The organism is Halarcobacter sp., assembly GCF_963675975.1.
GTDB lineage: Bacteria > Campylobacterota > Campylobacteria > Campylobacterales > Arcobacteraceae > Halarcobacter.
The window spans coordinates 1,094,921-1,111,781 of sequence record NZ_OY780939.1; the positions used below are offsets into that span (position 1 = coordinate 1,094,921).

13 protein-coding genes are annotated in these 16,861 nt (G+C 30.4%); 7 read left to right on the forward strand and 6 right to left on the reverse strand.

What is annotated here, in order from left to right; genetic code table 11:
* Nucleotides 1-75 precede the first annotated feature (75 nt).
* On the forward strand, nt 76-2,244 hold the full coding sequence (locus ACKU3H_RS05450) for an ABC transporter substrate binding protein (protein WP_320035961.1): 2,169 nt from the start codon (nt 76-78) through the stop codon (nt 2,242-2,244).
* Nucleotides 2,241-2,897: a response regulator transcription factor gene (locus ACKU3H_RS05455; RefSeq protein WP_320035962.1), complete on the forward strand. Its 657-nt coding sequence runs from the start codon at nt 2,241-2,243 to the stop codon at nt 2,895-2,897. The genes ACKU3H_RS05450 and ACKU3H_RS05455 overlap by 4 nt, the downstream gene beginning before the upstream one ends.
* 112 nt (nt 2,898-3,009) lie before the next feature.
* On the opposite strand, the gene ACKU3H_RS05460 is transcribed toward ACKU3H_RS05455, so the two are convergent.
* The 5 genes from ACKU3H_RS05460 to ACKU3H_RS05480 all read right to left on the reverse strand — a co-directional run bounded on the left by ACKU3H_RS05460 (nt 3,010) and on the right by ACKU3H_RS05480 (nt 9,448).
* Complete coding sequence (locus tag ACKU3H_RS05460) at nt 3,010-4,500, reverse strand: fumarate hydratase (RefSeq protein ID WP_320035963.1); 1,491 nt, start codon at nt 4,498-4,500, stop codon at nt 3,010-3,012.
* 10 nt (nt 4,501-4,510) lie between these two features.
* Nucleotides 4,511-5,239: a fumarate reductase iron-sulfur subunit gene (locus tag ACKU3H_RS05465; protein ID WP_320035964.1), complete on the reverse strand. Its 729-nt coding sequence runs from the start codon at nt 5,237-5,239 to the stop codon at nt 4,511-4,513.
* Complete coding sequence (locus ACKU3H_RS05470; protein ID WP_320035965.1) at nt 5,239-7,221, reverse strand: fumarate reductase flavoprotein subunit; 1,983 nt, start codon at nt 7,219-7,221, stop codon at nt 5,239-5,241. Before ACKU3H_RS05470 ends, ACKU3H_RS05465 begins: the two co-directional genes overlap by 1 nt.
* Before the next feature lie 10 nt (nt 7,222-7,231).
* Nucleotides 7,232-7,999, reverse strand: coding sequence for a fumarate reductase cytochrome b subunit (locus ACKU3H_RS05475; RefSeq protein ID WP_320035966.1), 768 nt, complete (start codon nt 7,997-7,999; stop codon nt 7,232-7,234).
* A 126-nt stretch (nt 8,000-8,125) separates the two neighbouring features.
* Nucleotides 8,126-9,448 (reverse strand): sodium:alanine symporter family protein, encoded by a 1,323-nt coding sequence (locus ACKU3H_RS05480; RefSeq protein ID WP_320035967.1) that lies wholly within the window; start codon nt 9,446-9,448, stop codon nt 8,126-8,128.
* A 257-nt stretch (nt 9,449-9,705) separates the two neighbouring features.
* Here ACKU3H_RS05480 and trxB point away from each other — a divergent pair, with 257 nt between their 5' ends.
* From trxB to ACKU3H_RS05500, 4 genes are read left to right on the forward strand one after another with little or no spacing between them, the layout of a single operon-like run.
* A complete protein-coding gene (gene trxB / locus ACKU3H_RS05485) occupies nt 9,706-10,635 on the forward strand; it encodes a thioredoxin-disulfide reductase (protein WP_320035968.1) in 930 nt (309 codons plus the stop codon).
* 40 nt (nt 10,636-10,675) lie between these two features.
* Nucleotides 10,676-11,446 (forward strand): 4-hydroxy-tetrahydrodipicolinate reductase, encoded by a 771-nt coding sequence (gene dapB, locus ACKU3H_RS05490; RefSeq protein WP_320035969.1) that lies wholly within the window; start codon nt 10,676-10,678, stop codon nt 11,444-11,446.
* Between the two features lie 11 nt (nt 11,447-11,457).
* Complete coding sequence (purF, locus tag ACKU3H_RS05495) at nt 11,458-12,804, forward strand: amidophosphoribosyltransferase (protein WP_320035970.1); 1,347 nt, start codon at nt 11,458-11,460, stop codon at nt 12,802-12,804.
* Nucleotides 12,779-13,771, forward strand: coding sequence for a TIGR01212 family radical SAM protein (locus tag ACKU3H_RS05500; protein WP_320035971.1), 993 nt, complete (start codon nt 12,779-12,781; stop codon nt 13,769-13,771). Before purF ends, ACKU3H_RS05500 begins: the two co-directional genes overlap by 26 nt.
* 19 nt (nt 13,772-13,790) lie before the next feature.
* Here ACKU3H_RS05500 and ACKU3H_RS05505 read toward each other — a convergent pair whose 3' ends face one another.
* Nucleotides 13,791-14,687, reverse strand: coding sequence for a LysR family transcriptional regulator (locus ACKU3H_RS05505; RefSeq protein ID WP_320035972.1), 897 nt, complete (start codon nt 14,685-14,687; stop codon nt 13,791-13,793).
* A 117-nt stretch (nt 14,688-14,804) separates the two neighbouring features.
* On the opposite strand from ACKU3H_RS05505, the gene ACKU3H_RS05510 reads away from it, so the two are divergent.
* Entirely contained in the window at nt 14,805-16,859 is a 2,055-nt protein-coding gene (locus tag ACKU3H_RS05510) for a UvrD-helicase domain-containing protein (RefSeq protein ID WP_320035973.1), read from the forward strand.
* The last annotated feature ends 2 nt before the right edge of the window (nt 16,860-16,861 follow it).

Here is a 16,861-nt window from a genome sequence, read left to right on the forward strand (position 1 = left end):
TCTTGAGAATAGATTTAAAAGAGGTCAAGCTTTTTTGACCTCTTTTTTTATTTAAACTTCACTATAATATCTACTATGAAGAAGCTACTTTTATTTTTAATCTTTCCAATTTTTCTTTTTGCTAATAATTCTATTTTGATTATTAATTCATATCATAAGGGATATGAGTTTAGTGACAACATTATTAATGGTATAGAAAAAACATTATATAGTCATACAGATATTGATTTAAATATTTTATATATGGATTCTAAAAGAGTTACTTCAGAAGAGTATTTAAATAGTTTGGAGAAGTTATATAAAGTACAGTTAAAAAACAGAAAATATGATTTAATAATTGCTGTTGATAGGTTTGCATACGATTTTGTTTTGGATATATACAATGACTTTTTTGATGATGAGCCCATACTTGCAGTTGGAATTGAAAATTTCTCCCAAGAAAAAGCTAAAAACTATGGGGTGGAAGATAAAGTTTCTGCCTTACTTGAAAGAAGAGATCTCCAAGGAAATGTAGACATTATTCGTACAATTTTTCCAAGTATGAATAAACTTTATATTATAAATGATAAAAGTCTAAATGCTCTACATACTGAACCACTTATAAATGAATTAATTGATAATTTTAATGGAAGTTTTGATTTAAAATATATAAAAGAGGATAGCTTAGAAGATTTGAGAAAAAGATTTTCTAAAAAAGAGGAATCTAGTGCGGCACTTTTTATAAGGTTTTATAAAAATACAAATGGTGAATTAAATAAAAACCAAGAGATAGCAGATTTTATAAAAGATGCAAAGATTCCAATTTTTGTTACAGATTCTTTATTTATAAAAAAAGGAGCAACTGGTGGAAAAGTTGTTGATTTATATAGATTTGGAATTACTTCAGGAGAAATGGCTTTAGACATATTAGCTGGAAAGCCTCATAAAGTTGTAATATCTGATGATTTATATTATATTTTTGATTCAACTAAATTGGGAGAATTTACTCTTCCAGTGGAAGCTCTTAAAGTTCCATATGAGTTGGTAAATAAAAGATTGACTTATTATGATAAACATAGAGGATTTATTAATTTTGTCTTTACTATTTCACCTTTTTTAGTTTTTCTTATTTTAGGTTTGATTCATAACATATATATGAGAAAGCAGGTTGAAAAAGATTTAAGAAGTAGAATTGAATTTGACGAAACCCTTTTAAATGCAATTGAAAGTCCAATTTTTTGGCAAGATTCAAAAGGGATAATTGTTGATTCAAATAATACTTTTTGTAGATTGGTTGAGGTTGAGTGCAAAGATTTATATGGAAAAAGACTTGAGGATTTTAAAGATAATATAAAAGTTTCAAAAGTAATAGAAGTATTAGAAAAATATAGACAAAATGAAGATGAAAATTATGAGTTTCATTATGAAGATACTTTTGGTAAAAATAGAATTTATCTTCTTAAACAAGAGCAGTTTAAAGATAAAAAAAGTAGTGCAGAGGGTTATGTAACTATTTTTACAGATATTACAAAAGAGAAAGAGATAGCTTTAGAACAACAAAAAAATAGACAGTTTGTAATTCAACAAAGTAAATTAGCAGAGATTGGTGAAATATTTTCTTCTATTGCACATCAATGGAAATCACCCCTTGTGGAAATAACCGCAATTGCTCAAGAACTATTTTATACAAAAAACTGTAAAGATATAAAAGAAGATGATAGTTTTGTAAAAGATATTATGCATCAAGTAACCTATATGACTGATACAATTAATGATTTCCAAAAATTTATAATGCCTTCAAATAAAAAAATTAATTTTAATATTGAAGAAGCAATAAAATCTATGCTTCAAATTGTCCATCATAATATGAAGTATAATAATATAAAAATAAGTCTAAATATAGAAAAGAATACAAATCTTAATGTATATGGGTATAAAAATGAGTTTATGCAATCTTTTTTAAATATAATAAACAATGCAAAAGATGCACTTTTAAATAAAGATTATAAAGATAGAAAAATTGATATTAATTTGTTAAATCATGGTGACCATCTAATAATAACTATAAAAGATAATGCAGGTGGGATTAAAGATGAAAATCCATATAAAATTTTTGAACCATATTTTACAACTAAAGAGGATGGTCATGGTATTGGTCTTTATATGACTAAAGTTATTATTGAAGATAAAATGGATGGACAAATTTTTGTTAAAAATGTAGAGGATGGAGCAATGTTTACTATAAGATTAGGACAAAAAGTATGAAAATTTTAGTTTTAGAAGATAATGAAAGATTGTCAAATGTTATAAAACAAGCATTAGTTGCAGAAGGATATACTGTTGATTGTTTTTTTGATGGAGATGATGCTTCAGAAGCTTTAGGAAACGGTTATTCATGTTTTATTTTAGATATAAATGTTCCTAATCTTGATGGAATATCTATTTTAGAGTATATAAGATATAACCATAGTACAATACCTGTTATTATCATTAGTTCAAATCATGATTTAGAAAAAATACAAAAGTCTTATGAAAAAGGGTGCGATGATTATCTAAAAAAACCTTTTTATATTTTAGAACTTGTCCAAAAGGTTAAAAAACTTTGTGTTGTAAAAAAACAATATTTAAATTTTGATGAAGAGTATAAGTATGATTTTATAAATCATAAACTTTTTAAAAATGATTTAGAGATTGAACTTACTAAAAAAGAGATTTTATTTTTAGAACTTTTTTCATCAAACTTACACCATGTAGCAACATACGATGAGTTGGAAGAATATGTATGGGAAGGTGAAGAAACTACACTTGTAAATATAAGGTCAATGATAAAAAGATTAAGAAAAAAACTTCCTGGGGATCGTATTGTTATAGTAAAAGGTATGGGATACTCTCTAAATAAAAATGTGACATTGTGTTAGTAAAAAGCCTTAGAAAAATCTAAGGCTTTTAGTAGGACGATTAAATTCATTTTGTTAAGAAGCTTGTATAATTTTTTCTTGTGTCACCTCCTGAATTAGATTAAAACACATACTAAATAGCTCTCCATTTAGCAGGCCCAGTAGTATGAATAGAGTTACCTTCTGTGTCAACAGCAACAGTAACAGGCATGTCTTTTACCTCAAACTCATAAATAGCTTCCATTCCCATCTCTTCAAATGCTAATACTTTTGCATCTTTAATTGATTGTGAAATTAAATAAGCTGCTCCACCTGTTGCAATTAAATACATAGATTTATACTCTTTGATTAAATCAATTGTTGGTTGCTTTCTTTCAGCTTTACCAATCATTCCCATGATTCCAATTTCCATCATGTCTTTTGTAAATTTATCCATTCTTGTAGATGTAGTAGGTCCAGCAGGTCCAACTTTCTCATCTCTTACTGGATCAACTGGTCCAACATAATAAATAAATCTGTCTTTTAAATCTACTCCATTTGGAAGTGGTTTATTTGCATTTTTATATTCAACTATTTTTTTATGAGCTGCATCTCTTGCAGTTAAGATTTTTCCAGATAATAGTAATGTATCACCTGATTTAAACTCTTGTAGTTTCTCTTTTGTTAAATCTTCAATATTTACTTTCTTAATAGTATCCATTGGTAATTCAATATCTGGCCAAAGGTCTAAATCTGGTTTCTCAAATTTAGCTGCTCCATTACCATCTAATTCAAAATGAATATGTCTAGTAGCTGCACAGTTTGGAATCATAGCTACTGGTAATGAAGCGGCGTGACATGGGTAATCTAAGATTTTTACATCTAATACAGTTGTGATACCACCAAGTCCTTGTGCACCAATACCAATTTTATTGATATCTTCATATAGTCTTAGTCTTAACTCTTCAACTGCATTTTGAGGTCCTCTTTCTTTAAGTTCATGAATATCAACATGACCCATTAAAGCTTCTTTAGCCATAAGCATTGCTTTTTCTGGATTTCCACCAATACCAATACCTAAGATTCCTGGAGGACACCATCCAGCTCCCATTTGTGCTACATTATCCATAACCCAAGTATAGATATCATCAGATGGATTTAAAACAGTGAATTTAGATTTATTTTCACTTCCTCCACCTTTTGCTGCAACTGTGATCTCTATTTTATCTGAGTTATCTACACTATAGTGGATTACTGCTGGAGTATTATTTTTTGTATTTTTTCTTTCACCTGCAGGATCACTTACAATTGAGTATCTTAGAGTATTATCTGGATGAGTATAACCTTGAGCTACACCTGCGTTGATAATATCTTCTAATTCATTTGTGATATCAAGCTCGGCTTTTGTACCTATTTTTATAAATACATTTACACTTCCTGTATCTTGGCACAAGGGTCTATGACCCATTGCACACATTTTTGAGTTTATTAATATTTGTCCGATTGCATTTTTTGCTGATTCACTTTTCTCTTTTTCATATGCTTCAACCATCCCTTTTACGAAATCTTCTGGATGGTAGTACGAAATATATTGTACTGCATCTGCTATACTTTGTTTTATATCTTCTTGTGTAATTTTAGCCATAATATTCTCCTTATGAACCTTGCACTGTTGCAAGTTTTCTTCTCATATAGGCGATTTTATTTTGTAATGGTAAGTGTTTAGGGCAAGTATCTTCACAACCTAATAGTGTCATACATCCAAAAATACCATTATCATCACCAACTAATTCATAATAATCATCAGCTGTTCTCTCATCATGTGGGTCACACTCAAATCTTGCAACCCTATTTAATCCAACCGCACCTACAAAGTCTTCTTTAATAAGTTTTGTACCACAACCTGCAACACAACATCCACACTCAATACATCTGTCAAGTTCAAATACTGCATCTGCAACTTCTGGTTCAATTGGCTCTTCAATTGCTGCAATATCAGTCTCTTTAGAAGTGTGAATCCAAGATTCAACTCTTTTACTCATCTCATCCATCCAAACCCCAGTATTAACTGAAAGGTCTTTGATTAGTTTAAATGTAGGAAGAGGTAAAAGAATAATCTCATTTGGTAAATCTTTTGTTAATGTTCTACAAGCTAACTTTGGTCTACCATTAATCATCATTGCACAACTTCCACAAATACCTGCACGACATACAAAGTCAAAGCTAAGACCTGCATCCATCGTTTCTCTGATTTGTGTAAGAGCAAGATAGATTGTCATACTATCTGCTTCTTGAATTTTATACTCTTGGAAATACCCTCTTAGTTTTTCATCTTTATTTTGTGGATCGTATCTAAGAACCTTGATTGTTAACTCTCTAGACATTACTCATCTCCTAATCTTACATTTTTTCTTTTGTATTCACTTTGTAATTCAAATGGCATTAAAGCTTCTTGGATTTGATATCTGTCTTTACCTTCAGCTTCCATTTTCTCTTTAATATCATCAACCTCTTGTTGTCTAACTGCACTTAAAGGGTTTTCTATTAGATTACCTTTTGCTCCATAACCTCTAAATCCAGGAGGAATTTCCATTTTCATAATATCTAATGGCTCATATTCAACTGTAGGCATAGTATCACCCTCTACCCATGATGTAATAGTTCTTTTTAACCAGTTTTCATCATCTCTTTTTGGATAATCTTCTCTTGTATGAGCTCCCCTTGATTCTGTTCTGTCAAGTGCACCTTTTGCCACACAAAGTGCAACTTTTAACATCATTGGAACTCTATATGCTTCTTCTAGTTCTGGGTTTGCACTTAATTGTTTATTTTTTACAGCTACATTTTTAGATTTTATATATAACTCTTCTAACTCTTTAACTGCTTTTGCAAGACCTTCACCATCTCTAAAAATACCTACATACTCTTGCATGATTTTTTTCATTCTATTTTTAATTTTGAAAACATCTTCACCAATATTTTTAGAAACTAACTCTTTCATATAACTTTCTTTTTCGAAAACAAATTTTTCGATAATTTCTGTTTTAATATCGATTTGATTTTCTATACAATAATCAGCAAAATAGTTACCTACAATCATACCTGCAACAACAGTTTCAGATACTGAGTTACCACCAAGTCTATTAAATCCATGCATATCCCAACAAGCAGCTTCACCAGCACTAAACAGTCCAGCTAAAGTTTGTGACTCACCAGTTGGTTTAGTTCTAATACCACCCATAGAATAGTGTTGCATTGGGTGAACTGGTGCCCATCCTTTTTTACCTTCATCTGCTGGGTCAATCCCTGCAAAATATTCACAAATCTCTTGAACATCTCTTAGATTTTTTTCAATATGTTCTCTACCTAAAATAGAGATATCTAACCAAAGGTGTGTACCGTATGGTGATTCTACACCTTTACCTTTTCTCATATGTTCCATCATTCTTCTTGATACAACATCTCTTGAAGCTAGGTCTTTTTTCTCAGGTTCGTAATCTGGCATAAATCTGTGTCCATCTACATCTCTTAGAACACCACCATCACCTCTACAACCTTCAGTTAATAAAATACCTGATGGGAAAAGTGGAGTAGGGTGAAATTGTACAGCTTCCATATTTCCAAGTTTTGCAACACCTGTTTCTAAAGCAATAGCAGTACCAATACCTTCACAGATTACTGCATTTGTAGTAATTTCATATATTCTTCCATATCCACCAGTTGCTATTAGAGTACCTTTTGCAACATATGCAGCAATTTCACCTGTAATTAAATCTCTAACAACTGCTCCATAACATCTATTATTGTGGTGGATTAAAGCAATAGCTTCTTTTCTATCTTCAATATTTACATCTAATTTTAATGATTCATTTGCAACTGCAAATAACATAGTATGGCCTGTTGCATCAGATGTATAACATGTTCTCCATTTTTTTGTACCACCAAAATCTCTTGAGTTGATTAAACCATGTTTATTATCATCTTCAAAAATTGTTGTTCTTTTTGTATTGATAACTGCTTCATGATTACCTTTTTTAATTCTTGTCCAAGGCACACCCCAAGCTGCTAATTCTCTTATTGCTTTTGGAGCTGTTGTTACAAACATTCTTGCTACATCTTGATCACATCCCCAGTCTGAACCTTTTACTGTATCAGCAAAGTGAACATCTTCATTATCACCTTCAGACATTTTTGCATTACCTAAAGATGCTTGCATACCACCTTGTGCAGCTGCACTGTGAGATCTTTTAACTGGAACTAAACTTAAAACTGTTGTACTTAAACCTTTTTGCGCAGCGGCAACACCGGCTCTTAGGCCTGCTAATCCACCACCGATTACTAATGCATCACAATATTTTATTTTCATAATATCACCCTTACTTTTTAATTATTTCTATAGTATCTGTTGGATTATATTTCATTGGAAGATGATCTGCTCTTTCAATACCTATTTTGATATAAGCTAAAAGTGTAACTGCACCTAAAGTTAAGAAAAAGATACTTACATATTTTTTTGCTTTAAGCATTTTTGCTCTAGTTTCTTTTGGATTTTCTCCATCAAACCAACCCCATTTCATAGCAGCTCTATAAAGTCCAATTGAACCATGAAGTTCAACACAGATTAATAAAACCATATATAAAAGCCACATATTTTCACTTACAACTCTGTGTGCACTAGCATATGGTCCGATATTTTCAGGTTGTGTAAACATTATATATAAGTGAATCATTGCTGCAAACATCATAATAAATCCACTAATCCATTGAAACATCCACATAGAAGTATCTGTGTGTTTCATCATTTTAGAGTGTTCTCTTATTCTAAGATATGCTCTATACGATGTTGGAAATTTTCTTACACCTAAAATTGCATGTACAATAAAAATTGCTGTAATTACACCAACAAATACACTAACAATGATAGGAAGACCTCCATCAAAGATGAAATCTAATTCAAACATCTTTGTTACTGTATACATTGTTTTCTCACCAAAAAGAATAGTAGAAACAAAAAACATATGTGCCATCATAAAAATAGCAAGTAACACACCTGAAGCTGTTAAAGCTTTATCAAGTTTTGCAGGAATTCTACTTTTCTTACCTTCTTCATTGATGCCTGTAAAGGCCTCTATAACTTTGTCCATTTCTTCTCCTTTAAGAGTTTTTCTTATTTCATAGGGAGAAGTTTACAAATGTAAAATGACTTTAAAGTGGTATTTAATATAAATTTTTAATTTTTATTTTATTTTTAGTACAAGCAAAAGCTTGTACTATTTTTTGAAGTATCTGTTAGTTTCTTCAGTTATAACTTTAGAAAGAAGAAGTAGTGCTATTAAGTTAGGAATTGCCATAAGACCATTTGCAAGGTCTGAAAAATTCCATACAAGTTTTAATTCTGTCATTGCTCCAACTACAATAAAACTAACAAAAACGATTCTATAAAGTTTTATTGATTTTGAACCAAATATATATTCAAAAGCTCTTTCTCCATAATAAGACCAACCAAGTATTGTTGAGTACCCAAATAATACTGTAGCAATTACAATAACAATTGAACCAAAATCACCCAAAAAGAAATTAAAACTTTTTAAAGTTAAGTCTCCTGCACTTCCACCAGTTGTCCATATCGGAGCCATAAGAATAATAACAGCAGTCATTGTACATACAAGTAAGGTATCAATAAAAGTTTGTGTCATGGAAACTAAAGCTTGTTTAACTGGATCATCAGTTTTAGCTGCAGCTGCTGCAATAGGAGCAGAACCAAGACCTGATTCATTTGAAAATACACCCCTAGCAATACCGTATCTAATAGCTGCTGCAACAGCTGCACCAGCAAAACCACCACCAGCTGCTATTGGGTTAAATGCATGATAAAAAATTAAATAAAATGCATCACCAACTTTGTCAAAGTTAGTAACAATAATACTCAATGAAGTAATAAGGTATACTATAATCATGAATGGTATTAAAAAAGAAGTTGTTTTTCCTATTGATTTAATACCACCAATAACTACAAAAGATGTAATAGTAAGTAGAACTACACCTGTAATCCAAGTTGGTATGTCAAATTGTGAATATATAGCATTTGCAACTGCATTTGATTGGGTCATATTTCCTATACCAAATGAAGCGATAACAGTAAATAATGCAAAGGCAAAAGCTAATTTGTGCATTTTTAAACCATTTGCTAAATAATACATAGGTCCACCTTTATACCCATGTTTACCTTTCTCTCTATATTTAACAGCTAAAATTGCTTCTGAATATTTTGTGGCCATACCAACTAAGCCAGTAACCCACATCCAGAATACTGCACCAGGACCTCCAAATGTGATAGCTGTAGCTACACCAACAATATTTCCTATTCCAACTGTTGCCGCAAGTGCCGTCATAAGAGCTTGAAAATGTGATATATCACCTTTGGCACTTTTTTCTTTTTCAAATATAAGTTTTACTGCATGACCTAAGGCCCAAAACTGCATACCTTTTAATCTTATAGTTAAATATAAACCTGTTCCAACTAATAGTACAAGCATGGGAACACCCCATACAAAACCGGAAGCTGAAGATATAAATTTGTCTAGTAATTCCATTATAATACCTTTATTTAGAAGTCTGTATAATACCTTAAAGTAAGTTAAAAAAATATCAATAAATAATAATCAAAGTATTTTTTCAGAAGAAATGTTGTTAAATACGATAAAATTTACTAAAGGAAAATAATTATCCTCAATAATAGTTTTAATTAATCTATTACTTAATTAAAATTTAGTATCATTATGCCCTTATAAAAAAGTGCATATGTGGATTACATTTTTTATTTTAGTATAATAAACAAAAGGATGAATTTATGTTAGATTTAGCAATTATTGGTGGTGGTCCAGCTGGGCTTACTGCAGGTTTATACGCAACTAGAGGTGGTTTAAAAAATGTAACGATGTTTGAAATGGGTATGCCTGGTGGACAAATTACTGGAAGTTCTGAAATCGAAAACTATCCAGGTCAAGGTAGTATCATGTCTGGTATGGATTTAATGCAAAACTGGCCAGAGCAATGTCAAAAATTTGGTTTAAAACATGAGATGAATCAAGTTTCTAAAGTTACAAAAGAGGGTGATGTTTTTACTGTTACAACTGCAGATGGTAAAACACAAGAAGCAAAATCTGTATTATTGGCAACAGGTTCTGTTCCTAGACGTGCTGGATTTGAGGGTGAAGATAAATTCTTTGGTAGAGGAATCTCTACTTGTGCAACTTGTGATGGTTTCTTCTACAAAGGTAAAGAGGTAGCTTTAATTGGTGGTGGTGATTCTGCTTTAGAAGAAGCTGTTTACCTTTCAAAAATTTGTTCAAAAGTATATTTAGTACATAGAAGAGATACATATAGAGCAGCGCCAAGTACAATTGAACATATGAAAGCTTGTGAAAATATTGAAGAGGTTTCTAATGTAACTGTTGAAGAAGTTTATGGTGATATGTCAGGAGTTACTGGTCTTAAAGTAAAAAGCAAAGAGTCTGGAGAAATCAGAGATTTACCAGTTCCTGGTGTATTTGTTTTTGTTGGAAGAGATGTTTTAAATGAGCCTTTAAAACAAGATGATGGTTCTTTCCTTTGTGATGTAAATGAACAAGGTGAAATTATAGTAGATTTAAAAATGAAAACTTCAGTTCCAGGTTTATATGCAGCAGGTGATGTTAGAATTGATGCAGCGAAACAAGTTGTTTGTGCGGCAGGTGATGGTGCAACAGCAGCAGTAGATATTATAGAATATTTAGGGTAATAATTTAGACTTCAAAGTCTATAAAATAAGGATAAATTAGATGGTTAATGTAGGTATTGTAGGTAGTACAGGTAGAGTAGGTTCACTTTTAATTGATGATTTAGCATTAGATGAAAATGCAAATTTAAAAGCTTGTCATGTTTTTGATGAATTAAAGAAGAGTGTTCCAGAAGGGACAGTTGTGACTAATGATATGAGAGTTTTATTAGATTCTTGTGATGTTATAATTGATTTTTCAGCTCCTGCAGCTACACAAAGCTTACTTGAAGAGGTTGTAGAAAATGGTGGAAAACCATTAGTTATTGCTACAACTGGATTTAATAAACATCAACAAAATTTACTTATTGAAGCTTCTAAAAAAGTTCCAGTATTATATGCAACAAACATGAGTTTAGGTGTTGCAGTACTAAATAAATTAGTTTCATTGGCAAGTAAAGCACTAAGAGATTTTGATTGTGAAATAGTTGAGCAACATCACAGATATAAAGTTGATTCTCCATCAGGAACAGCTTTAACACTTGCAGAGCATGCAGCAAAAGCTAGGGACTTAGATCTTGATGCTGTAAGAGTTTCTGGAAGAGATGGTGTAATTGGTGCAAGAACAAAAGATGAAATCGGTGTTATGAGTTTAAGAGGTGGAGATATTGTTGGAAGACACACAGTTGGTCTATACAATGATGGTGAGTTTATTGAGCTTCATCACACAGCAACTTCAAGAAACACTTTTTCAAGAGGTGCAATTAAAGCTGCAAAGTGGCTAGTTAATCAGGAAGCTGGTTTATATTCAATTAATGACTGTTTAGGTCTATAAGAAGGTTTAGTATGTGTGCAATAGTTGGTATTTATGGTAATGATAACGCTGCAAGGTTGGCTTCTTTAGCTCTATTTTCAATGCAACATAGAGGTCAGGAAGCAACTGGTATCTCTTCCTCTTGTGAAGGGAAAATTTATACTAAAAAAAATAGTGGATTAGTTTCAGAAGTTTTTACTGATGAAGCTTTAAAATATTTAAAAGGTGATATGGCAATTGGTCATAATAGATATTCAACTGCAGGAAGCGATTCAATCTTAGATGCACAGCCTGTATTTGCTAAATATAGCCTAGGTGAAATCTCTATTGTACACAATGGAAATCTTATAAATAAAGAAGAAGTTAGACAAGAACTTATTGATAATGGTGCTATCTTTCAAACTGGAATGGATACAGAAAATCTTATTCATCTTATTGCAAAAAGTAATAAAGGTAGATTAAGAGATAGAATAACTTCTGCTTTAGAAAAGACTATTGGTGCTTATTGTTTTATTATTCAATCTAGAAATAAACAATTTGTTATTAGAGATAGATATGGTATTAGACCTTTATCTTTAGGAAAATTAAAATCTGGTGGATATATTGTTGCTAGTGAAACTTGTGCATTTGAACTTGTTGATGCTGAGTTTGTAAGAGATATTAATCCAGGTGAAATGTTAATATTCTCTAAAAAAGCTGAACCAGAATCTATTCAATTATTTGAACCAGAATTTAGACCTTGTGCCTTTGAATATGTATATTTTGCTAGACCAGATTCTGAAATTGATGGTAAAAATGTTTACAATACAAGAGAAAATATGGGTAAAGCCCTTGCTCAAAATGATAAAGCAAAAAACATAAAAGCAGATATGGTAATACCAGTTCCAGATTCAGGAGTTCCAGCAGCATTAGGATATGCCCAAGAGAGTGGAATATCTTTTAAATATGGAATTATCAGAAACCACTATGTGGGAAGAACTTTTATTGAACCAACTCAAGAGATGAGAAATATGAAAGTTAAAATGAAACTTTCACCAATGAGATCTTTAATAAAAGGTAAGTCTTTACTTGTAATTGATGATTCTATTGTTAGAGGAACTACTTCAAAAAGAATAGTTAGAATGCTTAAAGAAGCTGGAGCTAAAGAGGTTCACTTTAGAGTTGCAAGTCCAGAGATAAAATTCCCAAATTTTTATGGAATTGATACCCCTTCAAAAGAGGAGTTAATTTCACATAGAATGACAAAAGAGGAAATTTGTGAATATATTGAAGCAGATTCATTAGAATATTTATCAATTGATGATTTAGTTAGCTCAATTGGAAATGGTAGAAACTACGCATTAGAAAGTTTTGATGGTGACTATTTCGTTACAAAATAAAACTAAAAAACAAACAAAAGAAGTACTTACTATAGGTAGGTACTTCAAAAAAAAGTTTAAAGAAAAAGTTTATAAAACCCCCATATCAATCTCAGGTTTTACATGCCCAAATATAGATGGAAGTGTTGCTAAAGGTGGTTGTACTTTTTGTGAAAATGATTCTTTCTCTCCAAACCTTCAAGAAAAAAAACCTAGTTTTAAATTAAATCCAAGGGTAAATGAAAATCCTTTTTTAGATAAGCAATTAATGCAATTAGAGATGCAATTTAATGCAACAAAACAAAGACTTGAAAATAAGTTTGGAGCTAAAAAATTTATTGTTTATTTTCAATCATTTACAAACACTTATGCCCCATTTGAAACCTTAAAAGCTTTATACTCTAAAGCACTTAGTTTTGACAATGTAATAGGGCTTTCTATTGGTACTAGAACCGATTGTATGACTGATGAGATATTAGACTATTTAGAAGATTTAGCAAAAGATAAAGAGATTTGGGTAGAGTATGGGATCCAGTCATTTTATGATAAAACCTTAGATAAAATCAATAGAGGCGATGATTCAGCTAATATGATTGAATGGATTAAAAAGACTAAACAAAGAGGATTAAATGTTTGTGGTCATTTAATCTATGGACTGCCTGATGAAACCCAAGAGATGATGTTAAACTCTTTTTATAAAACCCTTGATTTGAAAGTTGATTCTATTAAATTTCATCCTTTATATGTAGTTAAAAATACACTTCTTACAAAAGAGTATAAAAAAGGAAATTTCACACCTATTAGTGAAGAATTATATGTTGATACTGTTGTTAAATCAATTAAAAATTTACCTGATAATGTATCTGTTCAAAGGGTAACAGCTGGTATTGATGACAGTACGCTACTTTCACCTTTATGGTGCAAAAATAAACATAAACAAATAAAAAAAATAAGAGAAGGTTTATTAAAAGAGGGATTAAAATATTAAGAGAAAAACTCTCTTAATACTATTTAATTTTTAATAGATAGTCTACTACATTTTCAATAAATGCATCATGCTTTCTATCTTTTCTATATGCAATATATAGTTTTCTTGACATTTTGTGATTACCAATTCTTGACTCAAATAAAGCTCCCGCTTTAAGTAATGATTCAATTGCATTTCTTGATACAATAGAAACTGTTGGTCTTTCACTTTTGTCTGAATGTAAAACTGTTTGAACAATAGTTGTAGCACTTGTTACTTCACTTGTAACATCAAAAGTATCACAATCAGGATAATTAGCTTTATCTAAAGATTCTTTGAAAATCAGTCTAGTATGAGAATCAGGGTTTCTACACACCCACTTATATGATAATAAATCATCTGCTTTTGCTTTTGCTGGTAGCTCTTGGTTTGAGAAAATTACAATCTCATCATCCATCCATTCTCTATAAATGATATCCTCATCAGGAATATAGTTCTCAACTAAAGCCATATCAATTTTTTTGTCTAATAAGTCTTCAATTGCTTTATGAGATACAGATACATTTATCGATACATCGTTGTTGATATTCTCTTTTAGATTGTTTAAAAATCTAGGTAAAATATAATTTCCGATAATAAATGAAGCACCAAATACAAAAGTAACATCTTTATTCATAATTTTAAGTAATTCTTTTTCACCATTATTAACACATCTTTCGATTTTTTGGGCGATTGAATATAGCATTTGACCCTCTTTAGTAAGTCTAATACCATTTTTCTTTCTATCAACTACTTGTACATCAAGATAGTCTTCAATAAATTTCATTTGTTGTGTTACTGCAGGCTGAGAAATACCTAGTTTAGCAGATGCTTTAGAAAAAGATTTCTCTCTTACTACTGTTAAAAAAGTCTCTAATTTTGCAAAATCTGTTAACATCTTTGGTTACCTTTTATAATTTGTAATGATAATAATAACATTTGTTTATAAATAAAAATATTAAAGAAGAGTTAATTTATTGAATTTATGATATAATTTATATTTAATGGAGAGAAAATGTCGGAAAATTTTTTAAACTCACTTAATGAATCTCAGCAATCAGCAGCAAAACATATTGATGGTGCACTTCTAATTTTAGCAGGTGCTGGTTCAGGTAAAACAAAAACTATTACAACTAGACTTGCATATCTTATCTCAATAGGGATTGATCCAAGTTCAATATTAACTTTAACATTTACAAATAAAGCTGCAACAGAGATGAGAGAAAGAGCTTATTCTATGATAGATTCAACTACAGTGAATACTCCGCCTTTATTATGTACTTTTCACAAATTTGGACTACTTTTTCTAAAATTTCATATGAGTGAATTAGGAAGAAAAAATTCATTTATAATTATTGATAATGATGACAAAAAAAGAATATTAAAATCAATAGATAAAGAGATTACAACTTCACTTTTAGTTTCAGAAATATCAAAATACAAAAATACATTATTAACTCCAAGTGAAGCAAAAGCTGCAGCTCAATTAAAAATTTATCAGCAAATAGCAGATATATATGAGAAGTATGAAGCATATCTTTTAAAAAATAATTTAGTTGATTTTGATGACCTATTATTATTGCCTTATCTTATATTAGAAAAAAATGAAAATTTAGCAAAAGAGGTTAGTCAAAAGTATCAATATGTAATGGTTGATGAGTATCAAGATACAAATGAATTACAATATAAACTATTAAGAAAACTTTGTCATACCCATGATAATCTTTGTGTTGTTGGTGATGATGACCAATCTATTTATGGTTGGCGTGGTGCAACTATCAAAAATATATTAAATTTTGCAGATAATTTTAAAGATACTAAGGTAGTTAAACTAGAAGAAAACTACAGATCTACAGATACAATTTTAGAACATGCAAATCAGCTTATAGAACACAATAGAGATAGATTAGGAAAGAAACTAAAAGGTACTAGAGACAAGGGTGAAAGTGTAAAAGTTTATGAATCTCATGATGAAAATGAGGAAACAAGAAAACTTATTGATGATATTACCAGATTAGTTTCAAGGGGTGAATCTGCTAAAGATATTGCAATATTATTTAGAGTAAATGCCTTATCAAGATCTTTAGAAGAGGGCTTTAATAAAGCAGGAATCAATTATAGACTTATAGGTGGTATGAAATTCTATGAAAGAGCAGAAATAAAAGATTTAATTGCTTATTTTAGAATTCTTACTAATTCAACTGATAACTTCTCTTTTAAAAGAATTGTAAATAAACCAAAAAGGGGAATTGGAAAAACAACTATTGATAAACTTGAAGCTAAATCAATAGAAACTAAAAAACCAATTTTTACTATTATTGAAGAAAGCTCTCCTGATGAGTTAGCAACAATTGTAGGGAAGAAAAACTCAAGAACATTAAAAGTATTTATTGCTTCAATTATGGATTTAAGAGATATTTTGGATGAATCAAAAATGAGATTTCTAGATACCTTTGAAGATACCTTTGATTATAGAGCTTCATTTGATAATGTACCAGATGGATTTGATAGACAAGCAAATATTGATGAGTTTTACGGATATATCAGAGACTTTTTTATACAAAATCCCCACTTAAATTTAGAAGATTTTTTAAATGAAATAGCTTTAGAATCTGAACAAAGTGAATTAACAGAACAAGCTGTATCTATGATGAGTATCCACTCATCAAAAGGTTTAGAGTATAAACATGTATTTATTATAGGTTTAGAAGAAGGTTTTTTCCCGATTATTGGTGATGGAAGTGATATAGAAGAGGAAAGAAGATTAGGTTATGTAGCCTTAACTAGAGCTATGGATACACTTACTTTATCTTTTGTTCATTCTAGATTTTACAAAGGAAAAAGAGCGAACCTTCTTAAAAGTAGATTTTTAAGTGAATCTGGGCTTATAAAAGGTAGTCTTACTATTGAGAAGAACTCTGCTTATAAAAAAGGTGATTTAGTTCAACATAAAATATTTGGTATGGGAAGAGTACAAAAAGCCTCAAAAGCTGGAAAAGACCATAAATTAACAATTAATTTTGGTGGACAAATAAGAGATATTCTTTCATCATTTGTAGAGAAAATATAAGA

Coding starts and splice junctions, on each gene's coding strand:
- ACKU3H_RS05450 (WP_320035961.1), top strand. CDS start 76: ATGAAGAAGCTACTTTTATTTTTAATCTTTCCAATTTTTCTTTTTGCT.
- ACKU3H_RS05455 (WP_320035962.1), top strand. CDS start 2,241: ATGAAAATTTTAGTTTTAGAAGATAATGAAAGATTGTCAAATGTTATA.
- ACKU3H_RS05460 (WP_320035963.1), bottom strand. CDS start 4,500: ATGGCTAAAATTACACAAGAAGATATAAAACAAAGTATAGCAGATGCA.
- ACKU3H_RS05465 (WP_320035964.1), bottom strand. CDS start 5,239: ATGTCTAGAGAGTTAACAATCAAGGTTCTTAGATACGATCCACAAAAT.
- ACKU3H_RS05470 (WP_320035965.1), bottom strand. CDS start 7,221: ATGAAAATAAAATATTGTGATGCATTAGTAATCGGTGGTGGATTAGCA.
- ACKU3H_RS05475 (WP_320035966.1), bottom strand. CDS start 7,999: ATGGACAAAGTTATAGAGGCCTTTACAGGCATCAATGAAGAAGGTAAG.
- ACKU3H_RS05480 (WP_320035967.1), bottom strand. CDS start 9,448: ATGGAATTACTAGACAAATTTATATCTTCAGCTTCCGGTTTTGTATGG.
- trxB (WP_320035968.1), top strand. CDS start 9,706: ATGTTAGATTTAGCAATTATTGGTGGTGGTCCAGCTGGGCTTACTGCA.
- dapB (WP_320035969.1), top strand. CDS start 10,676: ATGGTTAATGTAGGTATTGTAGGTAGTACAGGTAGAGTAGGTTCACTT.
- purF (WP_320035970.1), top strand. CDS start 11,458: ATGTGTGCAATAGTTGGTATTTATGGTAATGATAACGCTGCAAGGTTG.
- ACKU3H_RS05500 (WP_320035971.1), top strand. CDS start 12,779: ATGGTGACTATTTCGTTACAAAATAAAACTAAAAAACAAACAAAAGAA.
- ACKU3H_RS05505 (WP_320035972.1), bottom strand. CDS start 14,687: ATGTTAACAGATTTTGCAAAATTAGAGACTTTTTTAACAGTAGTAAGA.
- ACKU3H_RS05510 (WP_320035973.1), top strand. CDS start 14,805: ATGTCGGAAAATTTTTTAAACTCACTTAATGAATCTCAGCAATCAGCA.